This window comes from Candidatus Electronema sp. JC (assembly GCF_048287365.2).
GTDB lineage: Bacteria > Desulfobacterota > Desulfobulbia > Desulfobulbales > Desulfobulbaceae > Electronema.
Genome location: NZ_JBLWEM020000038.1, coordinates 48,785 through 69,248, shown reverse-complemented (window position 1 = coordinate 69,248; position 20,464 = coordinate 48,785). Strand labels below are relative to the sequence as shown.

The 20,464-nt window shown below is 59.0% G+C and carries 18 protein-coding genes; 12 read left to right on the top strand and 6 right to left on the bottom strand.

Features of this window, described 5'->3' with window-relative positions; translation table 11 throughout:
• Positions 1-73: 73 nt before the first annotated feature.
• From cdaA to pgm, 10 genes are all read left to right on the top strand, one after another.
• Positions 74-892, top strand: a complete 819-nt coding sequence (gene cdaA / locus ACNKH3_RS06270) for a diadenylate cyclase CdaA (protein ID WP_420208629.1) — start codon at positions 74-76, stop codon at positions 890-892.
• 8 nt (positions 893-900) lie between these two features.
• Positions 901-1,881: a YbbR-like domain-containing protein gene (locus ACNKH3_RS06265; RefSeq protein WP_420208628.1), complete on the top strand. Its 981-nt coding sequence runs from the start codon at positions 901-903 to the stop codon at positions 1,879-1,881.
• A gap of 18 nt (positions 1,882-1,899) precedes the next feature.
• Positions 1,900-3,252, top strand: a complete 1,353-nt coding sequence (gene glmM, locus ACNKH3_RS06260) for a phosphoglucosamine mutase (RefSeq protein WP_417917199.1) — start codon at positions 1,900-1,902, stop codon at positions 3,250-3,252.
• A 138-nt stretch (positions 3,253-3,390) separates the two neighbouring features.
• Positions 3,391-4,011, top strand: a complete 621-nt coding sequence (locus ACNKH3_RS06255) for a hypothetical protein (RefSeq protein WP_417917200.1) — start codon at positions 3,391-3,393, stop codon at positions 4,009-4,011.
• Between the two features lie 91 nt (positions 4,012-4,102).
• Positions 4,103-5,776, top strand: a complete 1,674-nt coding sequence (locus ACNKH3_RS06250; protein ID WP_417917201.1) for an SUMF1/EgtB/PvdO family nonheme iron enzyme — start codon at positions 4,103-4,105, stop codon at positions 5,774-5,776.
• 141 nt (positions 5,777-5,917) lie between these two features.
• Entirely contained in the window at positions 5,918-6,349 is a 432-nt protein-coding gene (locus tag ACNKH3_RS06245) for an HRDC domain-containing protein (protein WP_417917202.1), read from the top strand.
• Positions 6,346-7,344 carry an RNA-directed DNA polymerase gene (locus ACNKH3_RS06240; RefSeq protein ID WP_417917203.1) on the top strand — a complete coding sequence of 333 codons (999 nt, stop codon included), beginning with the start codon at positions 6,346-6,348 and terminating at the stop codon, positions 7,342-7,344. Before ACNKH3_RS06245 ends, ACNKH3_RS06240 begins: the two co-directional genes overlap by 4 nt.
• Positions 7,329-7,535 (top strand): SUMF1/EgtB/PvdO family nonheme iron enzyme, encoded by a 207-nt coding sequence (locus ACNKH3_RS06235; protein ID WP_417917204.1) that lies wholly within the window; start codon positions 7,329-7,331, stop codon positions 7,533-7,535. The genes ACNKH3_RS06240 and ACNKH3_RS06235 overlap by 16 nt, the downstream gene beginning before the upstream one ends.
• A gap of 117 nt (positions 7,536-7,652) precedes the next feature.
• The gene (locus tag ACNKH3_RS06230) at positions 7,653-7,847 is read left to right on the top strand and encodes an SUMF1/EgtB/PvdO family nonheme iron enzyme (protein WP_417917205.1); all 195 of its coding nucleotides are present in this window, start codon (positions 7,653-7,655) and stop codon (positions 7,845-7,847) included.
• A 63-nt stretch (positions 7,848-7,910) separates the two neighbouring features.
• Positions 7,911-9,551: a phosphoglucomutase (alpha-D-glucose-1,6-bisphosphate-dependent) gene (pgm, locus tag ACNKH3_RS06225; RefSeq protein WP_417917206.1), complete on the top strand. Its 1,641-nt coding sequence runs from the start codon at positions 7,911-7,913 to the stop codon at positions 9,549-9,551.
• 57 nt (positions 9,552-9,608) lie between these two features.
• Here pgm and ACNKH3_RS06220 read toward each other — a convergent pair whose 3' ends face one another.
• On the bottom strand, positions 9,609-10,913 hold the full coding sequence (locus ACNKH3_RS06220) for a cytochrome ubiquinol oxidase subunit I (protein WP_417917207.1): 1,305 nt from the start codon (positions 10,911-10,913) through the stop codon (positions 9,609-9,611).
• Positions 10,914-11,208: 295 nt separating this feature from the next.
• On the opposite strand from ACNKH3_RS06220, the gene rsmB reads away from it, so the two are divergent.
• Entirely contained in the window at positions 11,209-12,555 is a 1,347-nt protein-coding gene (gene rsmB, locus ACNKH3_RS06215) for a 16S rRNA (cytosine(967)-C(5))-methyltransferase RsmB (RefSeq protein WP_417917208.1), read from the top strand.
• Between the two features lie 54 nt (positions 12,556-12,609).
• On the opposite strand, the gene ACNKH3_RS06210 is transcribed toward rsmB, so the two are convergent.
• The gene (locus ACNKH3_RS06210; protein WP_417917209.1) at positions 12,610-13,323 is read right to left on the bottom strand and encodes a Bax inhibitor-1/YccA family protein; all 714 of its coding nucleotides are present in this window, start codon (positions 13,321-13,323) and stop codon (positions 12,610-12,612) included.
• A 115-nt stretch (positions 13,324-13,438) separates the two neighbouring features.
• On the opposite strand from ACNKH3_RS06210, the gene ACNKH3_RS06205 reads away from it, so the two are divergent.
• Positions 13,439-14,194 (top strand): P-loop NTPase, encoded by a 756-nt coding sequence (locus ACNKH3_RS06205; protein ID WP_420208627.1) that lies wholly within the window; start codon positions 13,439-13,441, stop codon positions 14,192-14,194.
• A 7-nt stretch (positions 14,195-14,201) separates the two neighbouring features.
• Here the strand turns inward: ACNKH3_RS06205 and tsaE are convergent, their stop codons facing one another.
• The 4 genes from tsaE to ACNKH3_RS06185 all read right to left on the bottom strand — a co-directional run bounded on the left by tsaE (position 14,202) and on the right by ACNKH3_RS06185 (position 20,338).
• On the bottom strand, positions 14,202-14,675 hold the full coding sequence (tsaE, locus tag ACNKH3_RS06200; RefSeq protein WP_417915771.1) for a tRNA (adenosine(37)-N6)-threonylcarbamoyltransferase complex ATPase subunit type 1 TsaE: 474 nt from the start codon (positions 14,673-14,675) through the stop codon (positions 14,202-14,204).
• Complete coding sequence (locus ACNKH3_RS06195) at positions 14,651-16,468, bottom strand: extracellular solute-binding protein (protein ID WP_420208626.1); 1,818 nt, start codon at positions 16,466-16,468, stop codon at positions 14,651-14,653. The genes tsaE and ACNKH3_RS06195 overlap by 25 nt, the downstream gene beginning before the upstream one ends.
• A gap of 58 nt (positions 16,469-16,526) precedes the next feature.
• Positions 16,527-17,765 (bottom strand): DUF362 domain-containing protein, encoded by a 1,239-nt coding sequence (locus tag ACNKH3_RS06190; protein ID WP_420208625.1) that lies wholly within the window; start codon positions 17,763-17,765, stop codon positions 16,527-16,529.
• Positions 17,766-17,866: 101 nt separating this feature from the next.
• A complete protein-coding gene (locus ACNKH3_RS06185; protein WP_420208624.1) occupies positions 17,867-20,338 on the bottom strand; it encodes a DNA topoisomerase III in 2,472 nt (823 codons plus the stop codon).
• Positions 20,339-20,464: the final 126 nt, after the last annotated feature.

The following is a 20,464-nucleotide window of genomic DNA, read 5'->3' as shown; positions in this document are numbered from 1 at the left end:
ATACAAAAATCGGCTGATTTTCACCCTGCAAAAAAAACATGCGGCCAGTCCCTGTTCCGCCGTCCTTATTTTCATGTCCAATCTGTTCAGCACCTTCAGCCTGCCCGGCTCTTTCCGCTGGCAGGACATTGCCGACATCCTGATTGTCTCGTTCATCGTCTACCGGATCATCATCCTGATCCGGGGCACGAGAGCGGTGCAGATGCTGGTCGGCGGGCTGGTCGTCGCCCTGCTCTATTTCCTCTCCACGGCCTTTGACCTGCTGGCCCTCCAGCTGCTGCTGCGCTCGGTCCTCAGCTCCATCCTCCTGATCCTTGTCATTATTTTCCAAGATGACATCCGCCGCGCCCTGACTGAAATGGGCCGGGCGCCTTTTTTCAGAAATCAGAACATCGGCGACGACGACCTCACCCAGCTCATCTCGGCGGCGGTCAGCCTCTCGCGGCGGCGCATCGGCGCGCTGATCATCATCGAGCGCGAAACCGGCCTGCAAGAATACATCGAGACCGGCTTCGTCATTGACAGCAGGCTGGTGCAGGAGCTGCTGCTGGCGATTTTTCAGACCAAGTCGCCGCTGCACGACGGCGCGGTGGTGATCAAAAAAGGCCGGATCCATTCCGCCGCCTGCGTGCTGCCGCTGTCGAAAAACCTCAACATCGACAAACGCTACGGCATGAGGCATCGGGCCGCTCTGGGGCTGTCGGAAATGACCGACGCGGTGATCCTCTCCGTGTCCGAGGAGACGCAGGAGATTTCCGTGGTGCAAGGCGGGACGATCACGCCGATGCGGGATGAGGAGAAGCTGGAGAGTGTCCTGAGAGACATTTTTTTAACCGTGGAAAAAAAAGCCCCTCTGTGGCGACGATGGATCAACAGAAAACGCCCGCAATGACATCGCTTTTGAACAAACTCCGCAAAAAGCGCTGTCAGGATCTGCTGCTCCTCCTGATCTCGCTCTGCCTCGGCATTCTGATCTGGCTGCTGGTGGTGGGCGCGGATCAGATGGACATGACCTTCACTGTGCCGATTGAAATTCTCAATCTGCCAAAAGATCTGGTCATCTACAATCAGCCGCAGAAAGAGGTGAGCGTGACTTTGCGCGGCCCGCGCAGCATCATGCAGGAAATGCGCAGCCGCAGCCTCTCCCTGCCCGTGGACATGGCCGGAGCCGAGCCGGACACTGTGGTGCTGAACGCCGACAGCATCGACCTGCCGCTGCCCGGCGGCATCTCGGTGGTGCGCTTTCAGCCCGCCAGCATCACGCTGTCCATTGACCAGATGGCGCAAAAATACATTCCGGTGGCCCCGGCCACTGAAGGCCGGGTCGCGCCGGGCTACACGCTGCAAGAGATCACCCTCAACCCGGACAAAATTCTGGTGTCCGGGCCTCAGTCCCTGCTGGAGCGGCAGCAGATGCTGAAGACCTATCTCATCAATTTGGACGGCATGACCCACTCCGCCACGGTGCCGGTCTATCTTGACCTCTCGCCGGAACTGCTCAATCTGATCGGCGAGACCACGGTGGCGGCAAAAATCATCATCAAAGAAAAATTCATCGAAAAAATCATCCACAGCATTCCGGTCAGAGTCCGCAACGCGCCGGGACCGGTGACGCTGAAACCAGACGTGGTCTCGGTCTTTGCCAGCATCCCGGAAAGCCTGCTTGCCGATCCTCAGTCCCTGCCCCTGCTCTTCAGTGCCACGGTCTCAGTCGGCAGCGGCGAGCTGCCCCGCAGCGTGCCGGTGGAGGTCGTCGCGGCCACAGTGTCCGGCCATGAGCAGACGGTGATCAAGTCCCACACCCCGCAGGAGGTGACTGTCCTGCCCTCGGACGGCAGGCCGGAGCCGGAAGAGAACAAAGCGGAAAAAAAGAAAAAATAATTCAACCTTCGGAACATCATGCGCCAGCTTTTCGGCACCGACGGGGTGCGCGGCATCGCCAACAATTACCCGATGACCACTGAGATCGCCATGCAGATTGGCAGGGCCATCGCCTTCGTCGTCAAACAGGGCAGCAAACGCCATCAGATCGTTATTGGCAAGGACACCCGGCTGTCCGGCTACATGCTGGAGAACGCCTTGGCTGCCGGGGTCTGCTCGATGGGCGTGGACGTGCAGCTCCTTGGCCCGCTGCCCACGCCGGGCATCGCCTTCATCACCACCTCAATGCGGGCGGACGCAGGCGTGGTCATCTCCGCCTCGCACAACCCCTTTCAAGACAACGGCATCAAGATCTTCTCCCGCGACGGTTTCAAGTTGCCGGACGAGGTGGAATTAGACATTGAAGACCTGATCTTCTCGCAGAAGATGGCTGCGCTGCGCCCGGTCGCTGACGAGGTGGGCAAGGCTGCCCGCATTGACGATGCCTGCGGCCGCTACATTGTCTTTCTCAAGAACACCTTCCCGAACAAGTACACGCTGGACGATTTCCACATCGTCCTTGACTGCGCCCACGGGGCTGCCTACCGGGTTGCACCGCATGTCTTTGCCGAGCTGGGAGCTAAAGTAACTTGTCTCGGTGTGGAGCCGGACGGCAAGAACATCAACCAGAACTGCGGCGCGCTCCACCCGGAGCTGATGGCTGAAAAGGTGCGGCAGCTTGGCGCGGACATCGGTCTGGCCTTGGACGGCGACGCGGACCGCCTGATTGTCTGTGACGAGAAAGGCGAGATTGTCGATGGCGACCACATCATGGCCATCTGCGCTGCGGATTTGATCAGCCGGGGCAAGCTGAAGAAGAAGACCGTGGTCGCCACGGTGATGAGCAACATGGGCTTGGAGAAAGCGCTGGCAGGCATGGGCGCGAAACTGCTCCGAACCAATGTCGGCGACCGCTACGTGGTCGAGGCGATGCGGGCTAAAGGCTGCAATTTCGGCGGCGAGCAGTCCGGCCACCTCATCTTTCTTGACCACAACACCACCGGCGACGGCGCCTTGGCCGCGCTCCAGCTGCTGGCGATCATGATCAAGCGGAAAAAGCCGCTTTCCGAGCTGGCCAAGATCATGACTGCCTTCCCGCAGGTGCTGGAGAATGTCCGCCTTTCCAGCCGGATTGCGCCGGAGCAGATCAAAGGTTTCCCGGAAGCCCTGAAGGCGGCGGAAGAGAAGCTCGGCAGCCGTGGCCGCATTCTTGTCCGTGCTTCCGGCACCGAGCCGGTGATCCGGGTGATGGCCGAGGGCGAGGACAAACAGGAGATTTCCGACCTTGCCTTGGAGCTGTGCGATGTGATCAGAAGGGCGGACAGAATTTGACAGGCCGCCGCCGGGAAAAGCTGCCTTCGGCTCCGCTCAGGCAGCTCGGCTCCTCCGCTCAGGCGGCTTGGCAGCTTGGCAATTCAGCGCCCTGAGCGGAGCCGAAGGGCAGATCAATCCAGACAAAGGAGACATGCTATGAAAAACGAACTGACCCGCCGTGAAGTGATGAGCTATGCCGCTGTCAGCGCGGCAGGACTGCTGCTGCCCGCCGCCAGCGAGGCTGGAATGTGGAGCTGGATCATCCGTCTTCAGCCGACCCGTCTTCTGGCCGGACTGATTTTTGATATTGGCAAGGCGGTGGTGGTCGAGCTGGCATCTGAAGCAATCATCAAAAGCCTGTCTCGCCAGCATTACAGTTATTCTGCTGTTGCTGATTTTGGTTACAGCATTGGTGAGAGCAGGCGCAGCGAGCTGCTCAATGAACGTAATTTCAAGCCTGTTCCTTACAAAGCCTCAGTCATCACCTTGGGCATTGCCGATTATGAGCTGCATCCGCAGCGGACATTCAAGATGCAGCTGAACAGCGAGGAGGAAAAGCGGCGTTTCCAGACTGTGCTGCGGTATCTTCAGGATGAGCGGATCAAAATCAAGATTGCGGGCATGGGCTATGCTAAACCCGCCAATGAATTCGGTGGCCTTGAGCCGGATGATCTGCTGACCTTGGAGCGTTGGCATCTGGAAGGAAATCAAGAGTCCCATGTCAAGGAACTGATTGCCGCGACTGGGGTTTCTGCTTTTGATGAGCTGACGGCGTGATGCCTTTGTTTCTAAAGCAGGGGCATTAAGGCAGGGGCACGGCATGCCGTGCCCCTGCCTTAAGCCCCTGCCGAACAACCAAAATTCTCCCATGAAAAAGATCATTTTTTCTTTGTGCCTCTGCCTGCTGCCGTCCTTGTCCGCTGGGCAGGAGGAGCTGATCACGGTTGATAAGATCCGCATCATGCACGAGGCGGGTGTCAAGGTGGCGTTTCCCAGCCAAAGAACCGTGCAGGTTTTGCCTGCCAATGTGCAGCCGAGCGAGCTGCTTAAGGCGGAGATGCTGGATTTTTCCGATTCCTCGTTGAGCATAATCCCGCCGTGGCTGAAACGCTTCACCAATCTGCGCCGCCTGGATTTGTCCAAAAATAAGTTGGATGCGGACAGTGATCTGCTGGAAGCCTTGCAGGCCATGCCCAAATTGGACGTGCTCAATCTTTCCGGCAATCCGCTCTTTCAAGGAGAAGCTGCCAAGCAGAGTCTTGCTCCGGTCTGGCAGAAATTGAGCGATTTAGGCGAACTCTATCTGAGCGGAACGCAGGGCACGGCTCAGAATTTTGGTTCGCTGGCTCCGTTATGGTCGTTGAAGATTCTTGACCTGAGCAAGAACCGGATTAAAAACGAGGTCAGCGCATTGGAATTGAACAAGCTGGCCGGTTTAGAGGAGCTGAATTTATCCGGCAACGGCATCAGCACATTTCCCGGAACAGAGCTGCCGGTGAAAAATTTGAAGCTGCTTGACCTGAGTCACAATGACTTGGATGAAATTCCTTATGTGGCAATGAATGCGCTGGAAATTTGGGATTTGCAGGGCAATGGCACGGTGCGTTTGGCAGATGATTACGGTGATCTTTTTTCTTTGCCCAATTTGATGAAACTGAAATATCAGGACGGCGTGGATTATGATGATTTGTCGAAATTACCGGACGGATTGAAAAGAAAAATGGAAGGCATTGCTGCACGAGAAAAAGAACGATTGCAACGAATAGCTGAACAAGAACAGGAAAGGCTGCGGGAACAACGCCGGCAGGTCTGCGCTGAACAAAACTGCGATGATGACGGCACAATCACTGACTCGGCAGCCGGCATGAAGCTGGTGTATATTCCGGGCGGCTGCTTTATGATGGGTTCAGATGAAAATGATGATGAAAAGCCGGTGCATGAAGTCTGCGTGGACAGCTTCTGGATGAGCAAACACGAGATCACGCAGGGGCAGTGGCAAAAAATCATGGGCAGCAATCCAGCGAACTTTCAAAAAGGCGGGAACTATCCGGTCGAACAGGTTTCTTGGGATGATGCGCAGCAATTCATCAAAAAGCTGAATGGCACGGGCAAGAAATATCGTCTGCCCACAGAGGCGGAATGGGAATACGCCTGCCGGGCCAACTCTCCCGGCAAATACTGCGGCGGTGATGATTTGGATGCTGTGGCGTGGCATGACGGAAACAGCGGCAACAGCACACATGCGGTCGGCGGCAAGGATGCCAATGCCTTTGGTCTGCATGACATGAGCGGCAATGTCTGGGAGTGGTGCGCGGATTGGTACGGAAAAGAGTATTACGCCTCCAGTCCTAAGGATAATCCGCAGGGGCCTGACAGCGGCGAGGACCGGGTTCTTCGCGGCGGCAGCTGTTTCAACTATTCGCAGAACTGCCGCGCTGTCTATCGGTATGGCTATCCGCCGGGGAATCGCTATGACTTCATTGGCTTCCGCCTTGTTCTCCCCCTTCCAGGCGGAAGGATGCTGAACCGGCAGTTCCCGTGAGCAAAAAAAAAGGAAGAGCGGGAGCGGAGCTGGCTGCGGCAAGGAGAGCGAGGGGACCGAGCCTCCTTGCTGCTGCCAGCGCAGCGGACGCGGAAAGCAATTTTTGGCGAAGTGTCCGACAGTTTTTAACTTAATGCGGCAATGCAGATAAAAATATTCACCATTCCCATTTTTGGCGGCGAGCAGATCAACGAGGAGCTGAACCGTTTTCTGCATTCAAAAAAAATTCTCCAGACAGAAAGTCATCTTGTCAGCAACGCCGAGGGCAGCTTTTGGTGTTTCTGCATCAGATATCTTGCTGAAAATCAGATGCAGGAGCAGAAAAAGAAGATTGATTACAGGGAGACTTTGGACAGCATCAGTTTTCAGCGTTTTGCGATGATGCGGGATATACGGAAAAAGCTGGCGCAGGATGAAGGTATTCCAGCTTATGCTGTTTTTACAGATGCGGAGCTTGCTGAACTTGCGAAGATTGAAAATCTGACTCCTGCGGCCATGCGTGACGTGCATGGCATCGGCGCAGCCAAGGTGGAGAAGTATGGAGCGCATTTCATGGCGCAGGAAAAAAAATGAAAAGGACTGGCGGTCTGCTTGAGCAGATTGCTGATCCTGACAATCTGCGCCTTGCGTTCTGGAAGGCCCGCAAAGGCAAAGATCAGTCCAAGCAGGTGCGGGAATATCGGGATCACTTGGAAGAGCGCCTCCTTGAGCTGAGACGGCAGATTCTTTTTGGAAACATTGCTGTCGGCGAATACCGCTGTTTTGAGATCTTTGATCCGAAAAGACGGCAAATCTGCGCGGCTCCGTTCAGCGAGCAGGTTCTGCATCATGCGCTGATGAATGTCTGTCATGATTATTTTGAAAAAAAGCAGATTTTTGACAGCTATGCCAGCCGTCCGGCAAAAGGGGCGCAGGCGGCAGTCAAACGGGCGCAGCTTTTCTCCCGCTCCTGCGCTTGGTTTCTGAAATTGGATGTCCGCAAATTTTTCGCCAGCATTCATCATGAGCGCCTGAAAGAACAGTTGCGGAGGATGTTCAAAGACTGGCGGCTGCTTGAAATTTTTGAAGCAATTATTGACAGCTGCGAAGACAGCCTTGGACGTGGAGTGCCGATAGGCAATTTGTCCAGCCAGTATTTTGCCAATCATTATCTGACGGAATTGGATCACTTCATAAAGGAGAAGCTTTACGCCAAAAAATATGTCCGCTATATGGATGACATGGTTCTCTGGCATGATGACAAGACGCTGCTGAAGGAATGGCATCAGGAAGTCAAGGTTTTTGTGCGGAACATCTTGCAATGTGAGCTGAAGCCGGAGCTGCTCAACCGCACGGAACTTGGTGTCCCTTTTCTTGGATACAGAATTTTTCCGTTCTACATCAGGCTGCTGCAACGAAGCAAGGCTCGCTTTGTCAGAAAGATGCGGCATATTGATCAGCAGCATCAGTCGGGCGCATGGAGCGAGAAGGATTGCCAGCGGCGCGTGCTGCCTCTGGCCGCCTTCACCGCATTGGCTGATGCTGCTGAATTCAGAAGAAATGTGATGGCAACATGCTGTCACAGCTGACGGGTTCATTGTCAAAGGGCGAGAACCGGGTTCTTCGCGGCGGCAGCTATTTCAACAATTCGCAGAACTGCCGCGCTGTCAATCGGAATGACAATCCGCCGGAGAATCGCAATGACAACATTGGCTTCCGCCTTGTTCTCCCCCTTCCAGCTCACGGGAACGCCGGACAGCGTCCTCTGAACAGACAATGATCCTGCTCCCGGCCTGTCAGGCGGGACAAAAAGGCAGCCGGATTTGCAGGCTGCATCAAGCGGCGGTGTTGGTAGCCCTGCGCGAAAATTCCGCCGCTGTTTTTTCAAACCAGAGCAATGCCATGCAGACAAATAAGCAGCTTGCTGTTTCCATTCCTTCAGGGCCGCCCTGCCAGCGGTGAGTTCCGCGTTTTGCGCGGCGGCAGCTATTTCATCTATTCGCAGCGCTGCCGCGCTGTCTATCGGTTTGGCAATCCGCCGGAGCGTCGCTATGGCGGCATTGGCTTCCGCCTTGTTCTCCCCCTTCGGTAGGGGCGGTTCGCGAACCGCCCCTACATTCGGAATAACTATGATGTTTGAATCAAAGGATAAAATATGAGCATCCATCCATTCGCAGGACAGCCTGCCCCTGCATCCATATTGGTCAATGTCCCGGAGCTGATTTCCGCCTACTTCACCCTCAAGCCTGACCTGAGCCAGAGCGCGGAGCGGGTGAGTTTCGGCACCTCCGGTCATCGCGGCAGCGCGCTCAAGCGCAGCTTCAACGAGGCGCACATCCTTGCCGTGACCCAAGCGGTCTGCGACTACCGGCGCGAGGCGGGCATCAGCGGCCCGCTCTTCATGGGCATGGACACGCACGCGCTGTCGTGGCCTGCCCAGCTCACCGCCCTGCGGGTGCTGGCTGCCAACACGGTGCAGACCCGCATCGCCGCCGGTGCAACCGCATACACGCCCACCCCGGTGGTCTCGCACGCCATTCTCACGCACAACCGGCAGCAGCGCGGGCCACAGGCGGACGGCATCGTCATCACGCCCTCGCATAATCCGCCCGAAGACGGCGGTTTCAAGTACAATCCGCCGCACGGCGGCCCGGCAGACACCGACGTGACCAGCGTCATCGAGGCCCGCGCCAACCAGCTGCTTGAGGACAATCTGGCCGGAGTGAAGGCACTGCCGCTGGCGGACGCGCTCCAAGCCGATTGCCTGCAACGCTACGACTACGTCACGCCTTACGTCAAAGATTTGGCCCAAGTGATTGACATGGAAGCCATTGCCAAGTCCGGCATCCGCATTGGCGCGGACGCGATGGGCGGCGCAGGCATGGCTTACTGGGCTGCAATTAAGGCGGAATATGGCCTGAATATGGAGATTTTCCATGACACGCTGGATTCCACCTTCTCCTTCATGCACTGCGACAAGGACGGCAAAATCCGCATGGACTGCTCCTCGCCGCACGCGATGGCCGGGCTGGTGGCGATGAAGGCGGACTTTGACATCGCCTTTGGCAACGACACCGACTTCGACCGCCACGGCATCGTCACTAAAAGCATGGGCCTGATGAACCCGAATCACTACCTCGGCGTGGCTATTTCCTACTTGGCGCAGAACCGCCCGCAGTGGCGGGCTGATTTGGCGATTGGCAAAACCTTGGTCAGCAGCTCAATCATCGACCGCGCTGCCGCCGCGCTGGGCCGCAAGGTGGTGGAAGTGCCGGTTGGCTTCAAGTGGTTTGTGGACGGCCTGCTGCAAGGGAAAATCTTCTTCGGCGGCGAGGAGAGCGCGGGCGCGAGCTTCCTGCGCAAGGATGGCACGGTCTGGAGCACGGACAAGGACGGCATCATCCTCAACCTGCTCGCCGCTGAGATCACGGCGAAAACCAGGCGCGATCCGGGCGAATACTATCAGGAGCTGACGCGGCAGTTCGGCGCACCGGTGTACGCCCGCATTGACGCGCCCGCCACACCCGCGCAGAAGGCCGTGCTGAAGAAATTGCAGCCGGAGGATGTGCCGGTGAAGACTTTAGCCGGTGAACCCATCATCGCCATTCTCACCAAAGCACCGGGCAACGGCGCGGCCATCGGCGGCCTGAAGATTGTGGCAGAAAACGGCTGGTGCGCCCTGCGGCCTTCCGGCACTGAGGACATCTACAAGATCTACGCCGAGAGCTTCATCGATGCGGTGCACTTGGCCCGGATTCAGGACGAGGCCAAGGCGATGGTGGCGGGGCTGATTTAAAAGCTCCCCTGACCGGCTTGGGCGGCCAGTCAGGGGAGCGCGGCGGAAGGGAGGAGGCTACTTGGTCAGCAGATGATCAGCAAGCGCTTCCAGCTCCTGCTCTGAGCCGGAGAACGGCGGCATCATCATCGCCGCCTGTCCCTCAGGCTGGCGGATGAAGCTCATCAGCTTGGCTTTGTCGTATTTCTGCGACAGGCCGGTCAACGCGGGCGCTCCCGCGCCGCCGCCATGACAGCTCATGCAGCCCTTGTCCTTCAGCACCTGCTCGCCGCTCACCGGCGCGCCGCTGTCGGCGGTGACAGCCGGGGCGGGCGGCGCGGCGATGCTGCCGGGCACGAACTGCTGGTTCATGTACATTGTGTTCCAGACCAAATACGGCTTTCTTGCCCGCTCGCGGGTGAACGCGCCCATGAAGAAGGCCAGGAACATGGCCAAAGAGGCGAAGGCCAGCGCCTTGCGGCCTTTCTCATGCCCCCAGACCCAGTACAGCGTGCCGCCGATCATCGCCAGCACGGCCAGCGTGATCATGGTGTAGAGGAAGGGCGTGGCCATGCCGTCCGTGATCTGCTGCCACGGATTGGACAGAGGCGGCGCGGCTTTTGCCGCCGCCGTGCTGAGAGCCTCTTCCGTGGCCGACTTCACCTTCCACAGAAAGCTGAGGCCGGAAACCGGCTGGAGGAAAAGCAGCGCGGCGCCGATCTTGGCCGTGAACAGGTTCATCTTGTTGAAATACGCCTGCTCCGCGCCCTGGGTTTTGGTGGATTTCCAGAACGTCCAGAGGAAGACCAGCAGCGAGGCGTTGATCAGCGTCGGCAGCAGGATGTGGAAGGTTGACTCCCAGAGAATGGGATTGAAAAAAGCGTCCCAGCGGCTGCCGGTCTCAACCCATTTGCCCGGAAAGAGCATGAAGGCCCAGATGCCGTTGATCAGGAATCCGGCCATCAGGGCGAAGAAGCCGGTGAACAGGCCGTAGACGATGTGGAGGCCGCGCGAGACCGAGTTCCATGTGTTGTGATAGATGACTGCAAAGATCATCAGGAAGAGGAAGACCGCGCCTTCAAACAGGAAGGGCCAGAACTGCGTGGAATACAGGAATGCGCCGAACTCGCTCCAGAGGCCGATGGTCAGCACGACAATGGCCACGCCGAGCACGCCGTTGATCTTCATCATGTCCGAAAGGAAGCCGGACACGCTTTTGGCCAGCCGGATGTAGTCCTCATCCTTCCTTTTCGTCCCCCACCACTCCGCCGCCACAGACAGCACAGAGCCGCCCACCGCGAAGAAGGCGAAAAAGACATGGATCAGGATGACCGTCGCCATGATGACGCTGTTGCCCAGCACGGGAAATTGAACGCCGTCCACTTTGTTTCTCCTTTTTTTCAAGCCCGCCGCCGCGCTGTCCGGCGCGCAGGCCCCTGCTTGTGCAGCAGATGGGTTGTTTGCAGCAGAAAAGCTGCCGCGTGTCACCTCAAGAATATGCCGGGATCTGCGGAAAAGTCAAATGCTTTTCTTCAGTCAGCCTGATCAGTTGCGGCTGAACTGCCCCCCGATGCTTCTTTCAGTGTATCACAAGCTGTCCGGGAAGTGTAAAATAAATTTTCCATGCGCCGACGGCACCGCCGCCAGCAGACAACCCCGTTTCCAAGGCCATTGACTGATGAAGAAAAAGGATGCCGCCACCGCCCGCAGTCTTGCCGCCGCCTGTCTCGCCGCTTGGTCAGGCTCCGGCAGGCCGGTGCAGGGCTATCTCGACCTGATGATTCATGAATCCGCCCTCAGCAGCGAAGACCGCCAGCTGGCGGTGATGCTGGTCATGGGCGCGCTGCGGCGGCAGGCGTATTTAGATCTGCTCATCAGCCGTTTCGCCAAGACCAGCCTGAGCAAGATGAAGCCGCTGACCTTGGCCGCCCTGCGGATCGGTGTCTTCCAGCTCCGCTTTCTGGAGCGCGTCCCGGACTCGGCGGCGGTCAACGAGACTGTGGCCGCTCTGAAGCAGATGCGCCAGCCGCCGTGGCTGCTCGGCGTGGTCAACGGCATTCTGCGGAACATCGTCCGGCAGCAGGACAGCCTGCCCAAGCCGGACGACTTCAGCCCGGAGCTGGAGCAGCCTGCCTGGCTGCTCGAACGCTGGCGGCGCAATTTTGGCGAGGAAAAAGCGCGGGAGATCTGCCGGATCAACAGCTTAGAGCCGGAACTCTGCCTGCATGTCAGCCGCCGGAGCGGAGGCCGCGAGGAGCTGGCCCGGCGACTGGCCGCGCAGGGCATTCAAGTCAGACTGGGCAAGTACGCGCCGGACAGCCTGCTGCTCTCCGGCTGGCGCGGCCCGGTCACGGCCCTGCCCGGCTTTGCTGAAGGGCTGTTCCGGGTGCAGGATCAGGCCGCGCAGCTCGCCTGCCTCCTGCTCGGCCCGTTCCAAGAGCAGGGCCGCTATTTGGACGGCTGCGCCGGGCTGGGCGGCAAAACCTGCGCCTTGGCCGGACTGCTGCCTGCCGACGCGTCCCTGACTGCGGTGGAGCCGGACAGCCGCCGTCTCCGGCTGCTGCGGGACAATCTGGAGCGGGAGGGCGCGGCGGGCCGGACAGCAGTTTTTGCCGCTAAACTGGAAGACTTCGCCGCTGCCGGGCCGCCGCTTTTTGACGGCATCCTGATTGACGCGCCATGCTCCGGCACCGGAGTCATCCGCCGCCACCCGGATATCCGCTGGAACCGGCAGCTGGAGGATTTCGCCGCCCAGCAGGCCGGACAGCTCGCCCTGCTCCAGACAGCGGCGGACCTGCTCGCGCCGGGCGGGACGCTGGTTTATGCCACCTGCTCGATTGAGCCGGAGGAAAACCAGCAGGTTGTGGCGCAGTTTCTCGCTGCGCGGAACGAATTCCGGCTTGCCAGCTGCCGCGACCTGCTGCCGCCAGCGGCGGCGGAGCTGACCGACGCGCAGGGCTGCTTTACCCCGCTGCCTTCAGAGGAGATCGAGGGCTTCTTTGCCGCCCGGCTGGTGCGGGCATAAAAAAAGACCGGCCCGCAGGCCGGTCTCGCTGAAGCGGGGGAATTTTCAGTCGCTTCAGTCGCGGCTGCCGCCGAAGAAGCGGAGCAGCATGAGGAAGAGGTTGATGAAGTCCAAGTACAGGGCCAGCGCGCCGATGACCGCGCCTTTCTGCACCGCTTCATGGCCTTGGCTCATGATGCCCTGCTCGCCCATTTCTTTGATTTTCTGCACGTCGTAGGCGGTCAGGCCGACGAAGACCAGCACGCCGATCATGGAAATCGCCCAGTACAGAACGGAGCTGGCCAAGAAGATATTGACGACGGAGGCGATGATGATGCCGATCAGGCCCATGAACATGAACGAGCCAAGACCGGACAGGTCACGTTTCGTCACTAAGCCATAGACTGACATGGCTCCGAACATGGCCGAGGTGATCAGAAAGGTTCCGGCTATGGAGGATTTGGTGTAGATCAGAAAGATCACCGACAGCGTCAGGCCGTTGAGGAAGGCGTAGCCGAAAAACAGGCCGGTGGCGGTGGCTGCCTTCATTTTTTCAATCCGGGCGGAAAGATAAAAGACCAAGCCCAGTTCGGCGAGTATCAGCACGATATACAGAGGGCTGCGGGCGATGCTCGAGGTCAAGCCAAACTCGGCGGCCAGATAGGCGACCAGCCCGGTCAGTCCCAGCCCGACAGCCATCCAGTTGAAGACCTTGGCTAAAAAGACGGTGGATGCCTCCTGCCGCGCCTTGGTAGCGGCCACTGCGCCGGTTGCGTATTTTGTCTCCATATTGTACAGCCCTCCTTGTGAAAATGGGTTGCGGATGATGCGCTTCCGTGTTTTTATCTGTGCATAATAGTAACCACTCTGCCGGGGCAGGGCAAGGAAATCAGGAGGGACGACGGTGAAAATCGCAGTGAGCGGCAAGGGCGGCGTGGGCAAAACCACGATCATGGCCCTGCTGGCCGGAGAGCTGAGGCGGCAGGGGCGCGAGGTTTTGGTGATTGACGCGGATCCCAGCCCGCACATGGCCCAGACTTTGGGCATCGCCGGGGCGGGCGAGGTCAGACCCATCGCCGAGATGGGCAAACTGCTGGCCGAGCGGGCGGGCAAAAGCTCCGGCTCGCCCTTCTACAATCTCAACCCGGAAGTGAACGATCTGCTGCGCGATTTCATGCTGGAGCAGGACGGCCTGCGCCTGATGATCCTCGGCGCGGTGCAGACAGCCGAGGGCGGCTGCGCCTGCCCGGAGAACCATGTCCTGCGCAAGATGCTGAAAAAGATGCTGCTGACAGCCAAGGAGGTGGTCTTAGTGGACATGGAGGCCGGGGTCGAGCATCTGGGGCGCGGCACGGTGGCCGGGGCCGACTGCCTGCTGATCGTGGTCATCCCCTCGAAATCCGGAGTGCGCACCGCGTTGAAGATCAGGCAGATGGCTGAGGACGTGGGGATTCCCCGCATCTTCTTTGTCGGCAATTTGGTGCAGTCCGCCGCTGACCAGGACTTCCTCTCTGCCGAGCTGGGCGAGGAACCAGCCGCCTTTTTCCCGGACTCCGCCATCCTGCGCCAGACCGAGCGGGCCGGGCAGCCGGTGCTTGCTCTCCGCGAGGGGCTGGAGGACGCGCCCCGGCTGCTGCTGGAGAAAATCTTGGCGGCATGAACGGCATTCAGCCCAAGCGACCGGCCCAATTTTCTCCCGTTGCCTCCAGCTTGCACATCCTCTCCGTCTCGCTAACCGCCTCCAGAAAAACATCTAACCGCACCGCAGGCCGCAGGCTGCCGAGGCGTTCCGGCCATTCGATCACGGTCAGGCCGGGGCCGCCGATGTAGTCGAGCAGACCGGCGGCCTCCACATCGTCTTCGCCTGCCAGCCGCCATAAGTCGAGATGAAAAATCGGCAGGCGGCCTCCGCTGTATTCGTGCAGCAGGGCGAAGGAGGGGCTGCTGACATGCTGCTCCGGCGGCAGACCCAGCCCGGCGGCGATGGCTTGGGTCAGGGCGGTTTTGCCCGCGCCCAAGCCGCCGTGCAGCAGGATCACGTCGCCGCTGCGGGCGAGCTGGCCCAGCCTGCGGCCCAGCTCCGCTGTCGCGGCCAGATCAGGCAGGGCGATGTGGATCACTTCCCGTCCTCCGCCCACCACGTCCAAAGCAGCTGATAGGGGTTGTAATACTGCGGCAGCGTTTCCGGCATCTTGAATTTGCTGGCGAAAGCCACCCGATGATACGCTAAGTACCAGTTCGGCACCACGTAATGGTTGTGCCAGAGCACCCGGTCAAGAGCCTTGCAGGCGGCAGTGAGATCATCCTGCGTTTCGGCGTAAATCAGCGCGTCCACCAAGCTGTCCACCACCGGCGACTTGATGCCTGCCAGATTGCCGCCGCCCGGATGATCGGCGGAGGACGAGGCCCAGTTGTCGCGCTGCTCGTTGCCCGGCGACTGCGACTGGCCATAGACATGCACCACCATGTCAAAATCAAATTTTTTGATCCGGTCTTCGTACAGGGCCGGGTCTATGGTGCGGTATTCGGCCTTGATGCCCAGCTTGGCCAGATTCTTCACATACGGAGCCATAACCCGGTCGAAGAAGGAGCCGGTGAGCAGGATTTCAAACTTGAAGGGCTGGCCGTCCTTGGTCAGCACGCCGTTCTGGATCGTCCAGCCTTCGGCGGCTAAAAGCTGCTGCGCTTGCTTGAGGTTGCCGCGCAAGCTGTTCGGCGGCGTGGTGCTCGGCGCGGCTAACGGCTCGGTGAAGACCTCCGGCGGCATCGCCTCAGGATGTTTCTCTTGCAGCGGCTTGAGCAGCTTCAGCTCCGCCTCGTTGGGCAGACCAGTGGCCGCCAAATCAGAGTTGCTGAAATACGAGTTGTTCCGGGTGTATTGGCCAAAAAACAGAGCCTCGTTGGCCCATTCAAAATCAAAGGCCAAGCCCAGCGCCTGCCGCACCTTGCGGCTGCTGAACAAGGGCCGCCGGGTGTTGCAGAGAAAACCCTGCATCCCCGCGTTGTTTTTGTGCGGGAACTTCTTCCGCGCCAGCTTGCCGCTGTCGAAAAGGCGGCCTGTCAGATCGCGCTGCCACTGCTTGGCTACGTTCACCCACATGAAATCAAACTCGCCCGCCTTGAAGGCCTCCACGCCCACAACCTGATCCTTGAAATATTTGACCGTGACCGTGTCAAAGTTGAACATGCCTTTGCGGGCCGGGTGGTCAGCGGCCCAGTAGTTCGGGTTGCGGGCATAGGTGATGGTCTTGCCCGGATTGACCTCTTTGACGATATACGGCCCGGAGCCGACCGGCGGCAGCATCGGATCCGCTTTGCTGCCCTCGCCGAAGCCCTGCTGCTCGTAAAATTTTTTGCTCAGCACCGGCAGCTGCGAGGCGATCATGTGCAGCTCGCGGTTGACTTTGGCGAAATTGAAGCGGATTTTCAGCGGCTCCAGCACCTCCGCGCCGCTGATGTCCTGATAGTACATCTGATAGAAAGGATGCGCCTTATCGCTCTTCAGTGTGTCGAGCGAGAACTTGACATCCTCCGCCGTCACCGGGCTGCCGTCCGAAAACTTGGCCCGCTCGTCAATGGTGTAAGTGACAGACTTTTTGTCCGTAGCCAGCTCAATGTCCTTGGCAATCAGGCCGTAGGCGGTGAACGGCTCATCCAAGCTGCTCACAGCCAGCGTCTCGAAGACGAAGCTGTCCAAGCCGAAGGGCGGCGTGCCTTTCAGGGTGAAGGGGTTCATCTTGTCAAAGCTGCCCAGATCGTGCAGCGTCAGGCTGCCGCCTTTCTTCGCCGCTGGCGAAGCGTAGTCAAACTGCGCGAATCCGGCAGGATATTTCAGCTTGCCGTCAATGGACACGCCATGCGCGGCACGGCTGTCCTGCGGGGCAAGGAGAGCGAGCGCGGCCAGCGTCAGGCCGGAGAGGAGCGTTTTGAGCATGAGGGCTGTTCGTTCTTGAGGTGTTTTTAAAAACATAGTCTGTTCGGCTTGTGTCAGGCTATGCCAGCCTGCGGATGATCTCATCATACTGCTTCAGCTGCTCGGCCATGAAGCCCAGCCTGCCGTGGAATTCAATCGCCTTGCGCGGGCAGACGCAGAAGCAGTAGAGGCAGCGGATGCAGGACGGGTCGCTCAGAGCGTCGGGCAGGGCCAGCCCCAGCGGGCAGTAGGCCGCGCATTTGCCGCAGCGGTCGCATTTGTCCGCCGCCAAGCTCAGGGATTCGCAGTCCATTTCCTCGTCGAGAAAGACATCCTGGCGCAGGTCGGTCATGAAGAGCAGTTTGCCGACCAGCTCGGTGTTGCAGGCCCAGTTGAAAAAGCGGGTGTTGCGGATCGCCAGAAAATACTTCTGCCGCTTGGGATGATGGATGAACGAGGCCAGCGGCCCGGCTTTTGGCGGGGCAAACGGTCGTTCATGCTGTTCCAAGGGGAACGCCTTGGCGGCGGCCAGCAGCTCGTCGCTGATCAGGCCGCGCCGCCGCGCCGCGTTGAGCGGGCCGATTTTGTCAATGTCGCAGGAGGCGAAACGGGCCGCGATCAGATCAAGAAAGTACGGATTGTCGCCGACAAAAACCGTGTCGGTCCGCACCGGCGTGCCTTTGGTCGGCCCTAGCCCTTCCATCGCCATCAGGCCGTCCACAATATGCAGATGCGGGCGGCAGCTCTCGGTGATGCTGACGATGTTGTCGGCCAAGGAGAGATGCGTTTTTTTCTTGTTCTCCTGCCCGACCAGGCAGCCGATCAGGTTTTTGAGGCAGACGGTCATGCCCGCCTCGAAATGGGTTTTCAGCTTGGGCAGGTTGATGAAGAAATCCGCCTCGGCGCATTCCTTGGCGATGCCTGCCTGCACTCCGTCGGCAAAGGGAATCGGCACCGGCTGCGAGTAGTTGAGGTCAATGCAGCGCACGCTGAAATGCTTGGCCAGCGCGTCCACCCGCAGCCGGGTGATGACGCTGATGCCGCTGCGGTAAAAGCCGCTGTTGGTGCCTTCGCCGATGGTGATATTCTGATAGCCCGCCTCCTTGAGGAAGCGCAGCACCGCCGCCAGCAGCCGCAGATCGGTGGTGTTGCCGGTCAGGGCGTTCATATTGCTGTTGAGATTCGGCTTGAGCAGGATGCGCGCCTGCGGGTCCGCCGGAAAAATATCCCGGAAGCTGTCCAAGGCGGCGGCCAGCTTGCTGTTGAGTTCAGCGGTACTGCGGCAGCGCAGCATCTTCAGCCGAGAGTTTTGCTGCAAAGAATGTTTGGTCATTATCCGCACTCAAATGCGCCGCCTGATTCCTCTGACATCGCAACAGCTTGTTTTGTCTGTTAAAAATGTGGCCGCTATTGAATAGATTACTCTGTTTCCCCGCCGCCTTTAGTTTTTCGCGGCGGAAATTCAAAGGTCACTTTGCCTTTGCCGTCCATGAGGAGATAGGCATCAAAGGGGCGTTTCTTTTTGGAGATGAAGCCCTTGATGAGTTCGGTCTTGCCCTGCGTCAGCAATTGGCGGACATGCTCCTGGCTGATGGCCCGCTCCAAGATGGTTTTGCCGATGCGCAGCCCTTGCTTCTGGTCGCCGTCCAAGGCCGAGGCCGACATGTAGGCCATCGGAGTCTCAAAAACCGGGGTTTTATCAACCGGCGAGAAGCCGAGCGGCTCCTGCTCCTTGATGGCTCCCAGATCGAGATTGTCGGTGGAGTCCGGGAATTGGAATGTCACCTTGCCGTCTTGGAGCACGACCGAGGCGGTGAAAGGCTTGCCTGCTTTGGAGCGGAAATCACTGTGCGGGCCAATGGTCTCGCCTTTCAGCAGGCGGATGATCTCTTCCTGACTCATTACCCGTCCGCCCAGCACTTTGCGGACGCGCAGCCTGCGGTCTTCTGACTCATAGGCGTTGGCGGTGGCAAAAAAGCGTCTGCCGTCCAGCGGCGAAAAAGGAGCCTCTGTCCGCGCAGCCTCCGGCTCAGTGCCTTCTTTGACCTTGCCGACGATCTTGGCCGTCTGCTCGCGGATTTCCCGCATGAACTGCTCGCGGGTCATGCTGCCTTTGAGTATCTGATTGAGCTTATACTCCCACTCTCCAGTCAGCTCCGGCGAGGCTAAAACGTCAATATCCCGCGCCTCAAGCAGGGCGATCAGCTCAAAGGCCTTGCCGGTCGGCACCAAATCCTTCAGCTCGCGCACCACGTACTTCTCTGTCAGCAGCTTTTCAATGATCGCGGCCCGCGTGGCCGGGGTGCCAAGGCCGCGTTCCTTCATCGCCTCAGCCAGCTCCTCGTCCTCGACTAATTTGCCGGAATGCTCCATCGCCGAAAGCAAGGTGGCCTCGTTGAAGCGGGGCGGCGGTTTCGTCACTAACTTTTTCTGCTCAATCTCGGCGCAGACGGCGGCAGTCTTTTTCGGCAGCGGCTCCAAGGTTTTCGCCTCGCCTGCTGCGGCCTCCGCTCCATAGACCGCCTTCCAGCCAGCCTCGACCAGGATTTTTCCTTCAGTAATAAAGGTCTCGCCCTGCACCACCGAGAGGCGGCGGGTCTGGGCAAAGACAGCAGACGGGAAGAAGACCGCAAGGAACCGCTGCACGATCATCTGATACACCTTCAGCTCCGCATCGCTCAGGCTGCCGGGCAGATTGACCGTGGGAATCAGGGCAAAGTGGTCGCTGATCTTTTTATTATTGAAGACCCGCTTGTTCTTCGCATTTTTGTCCGGCCAGCCATTTTCCAGAGCCTCGGCGGCAAAACGGCCCAGCTGCCACTGCCGCTGCTGCGCCAGCACCTCGTGCACCTGCGGCAAATAGTCTTCCGGCAGGCAGTTGCTGTCCGTGCGCGGATAGGTGATCAGCTTGTGCTGCTCGTACAAAGCCTGAGCAATGCTGAGGGTGTTTTTCGCCGAAAAACCGAAGCGGGAGTTGGCCTCGCGCTGCAAGGTGGTCAGATCGTAAAGCTGAGACGGAGCCTGACTGCTCTTCTTGCTTTCCTCCGTGACCTTGGCTGATTGGCCCGCGCATTTTTCAGCAATCGCCTTGGCCCGCGTCTCCTCCCAGATGCGCTTCTTGTTGCCGTCCGGGTCTTCCTGATCTTTCTTGAAAGCGGCATCAATCCACACACCTTGGTACCGCACCGGGCCGCATTCAAACTGGGCGTGCAGCTCCCAGTAGTCCTTGGGAATAAAGGCCAGCCGCTCCTGCTCGCGCTTGACAAGGAGCGAGAGGGTCGGGGTCTGCACCCTGCCGCAAGGGGTCTTGCTGAAGCCGCCGTGGCGGGAGTTGTAGCAGGTCAGGGCGCGGGTGGCGTTGATGCCGATCAGCCAGTCTGCCTCAGATCGGCAGAGCGCGGCGTGCTCCAGCGGCACCATTTCCTTGTCGTCGCGGAGCTGGCGCAGGCCGTCCTTGATCGCGTCCAGCGTCATGGACTGAAGCCAGAGGCGGCGCACGGTTTTATCCTTGGGCGGCTTGGGAAAAACTTGGCGGAGGATGTATTTAAAGATCAGCTCGCCTTCACGGCCCGCGTCGCAGGCGTTGACAATCACATCCACGTCCTTGCGCTTGAGCAGCTTGCTCAGAGCAGCAAACTGCGGCTTGTTGTCCGGCAGGACAGTGAGCGGAAAAACCTCCGGCAGGATGGGCAGCGTCTCCAAATCCCATTTTTGCAGGGCCGGGTTGATTTCCTCTGGGAAGCCGATGCTGACCAAATGGCCGAGGGCGTAGGAGACGATGCAGTCGCCGCCTTCAAAATGGGTCTTCTGCCGGTCAAAGCTGCCAGGCAGGGCCTTGACAATGTCAGCGGCCACGCTGGGCTTTTCGGCGATAATAAGGGTTTTTGCCATATTCAGTTCAAGTTACATGCGAACAGAGCTGCGCAGAGTGTGCGGCCCGCAATTTTAATAAAGAAGACTTCTTGCTCAATATAGACGGCGGATGGCTTGAAGGAAGAAGCCGCTTGGCTTTTTCTA

Coding starts and splice junctions, on each gene's coding strand:
- rsmB (WP_417917208.1), top strand. CDS start 11,209: ATGAAGAAAAAGGATGCCGCCACCGCCCGCAGTCTTGCCGCCGCCTGT.
- ACNKH3_RS06210 (WP_417917209.1), bottom strand. CDS start 13,323: ATGGAGACAAAATACGCAACCGGCGCAGTGGCCGCTACCAAGGCGCGG.
- pgm (WP_417917206.1), top strand. CDS start 7,911: ATGAGCATCCATCCATTCGCAGGACAGCCTGCCCCTGCATCCATATTG.
- ACNKH3_RS06230 (WP_417917205.1), top strand. CDS start 7,653: ATGCCATGCAGACAAATAAGCAGCTTGCTGTTTCCATTCCTTCAGGGC.
- ACNKH3_RS06235 (WP_417917204.1), top strand. CDS start 7,329: ATGCTGTCACAGCTGACGGGTTCATTGTCAAAGGGCGAGAACCGGGTT.
- glmM (WP_417917199.1), top strand. CDS start 1,900: ATGCGCCAGCTTTTCGGCACCGACGGGGTGCGCGGCATCGCCAACAAT.
- ACNKH3_RS06185 (WP_420208624.1), bottom strand. CDS start 20,338: ATGGCAAAAACCCTTATTATCGCCGAAAAGCCCAGCGTGGCCGCTGAC.
- ACNKH3_RS06195 (WP_420208626.1), bottom strand. CDS start 16,468: ATGCTCAAAACGCTCCTCTCCGGCCTGACGCTGGCCGCGCTCGCTCTC.
- ACNKH3_RS06255 (WP_417917200.1), top strand. CDS start 3,391: ATGAAAAACGAACTGACCCGCCGTGAAGTGATGAGCTATGCCGCTGTC.
- ACNKH3_RS06245 (WP_417917202.1), top strand. CDS start 5,918: ATGCAGATAAAAATATTCACCATTCCCATTTTTGGCGGCGAGCAGATC.
- ACNKH3_RS06250 (WP_417917201.1), top strand. CDS start 4,103: ATGAAAAAGATCATTTTTTCTTTGTGCCTCTGCCTGCTGCCGTCCTTG.
- cdaA (WP_420208629.1), top strand. CDS start 74: ATGTCCAATCTGTTCAGCACCTTCAGCCTGCCCGGCTCTTTCCGCTGG.
- ACNKH3_RS06240 (WP_417917203.1), top strand. CDS start 6,346: ATGAAAAGGACTGGCGGTCTGCTTGAGCAGATTGCTGATCCTGACAAT.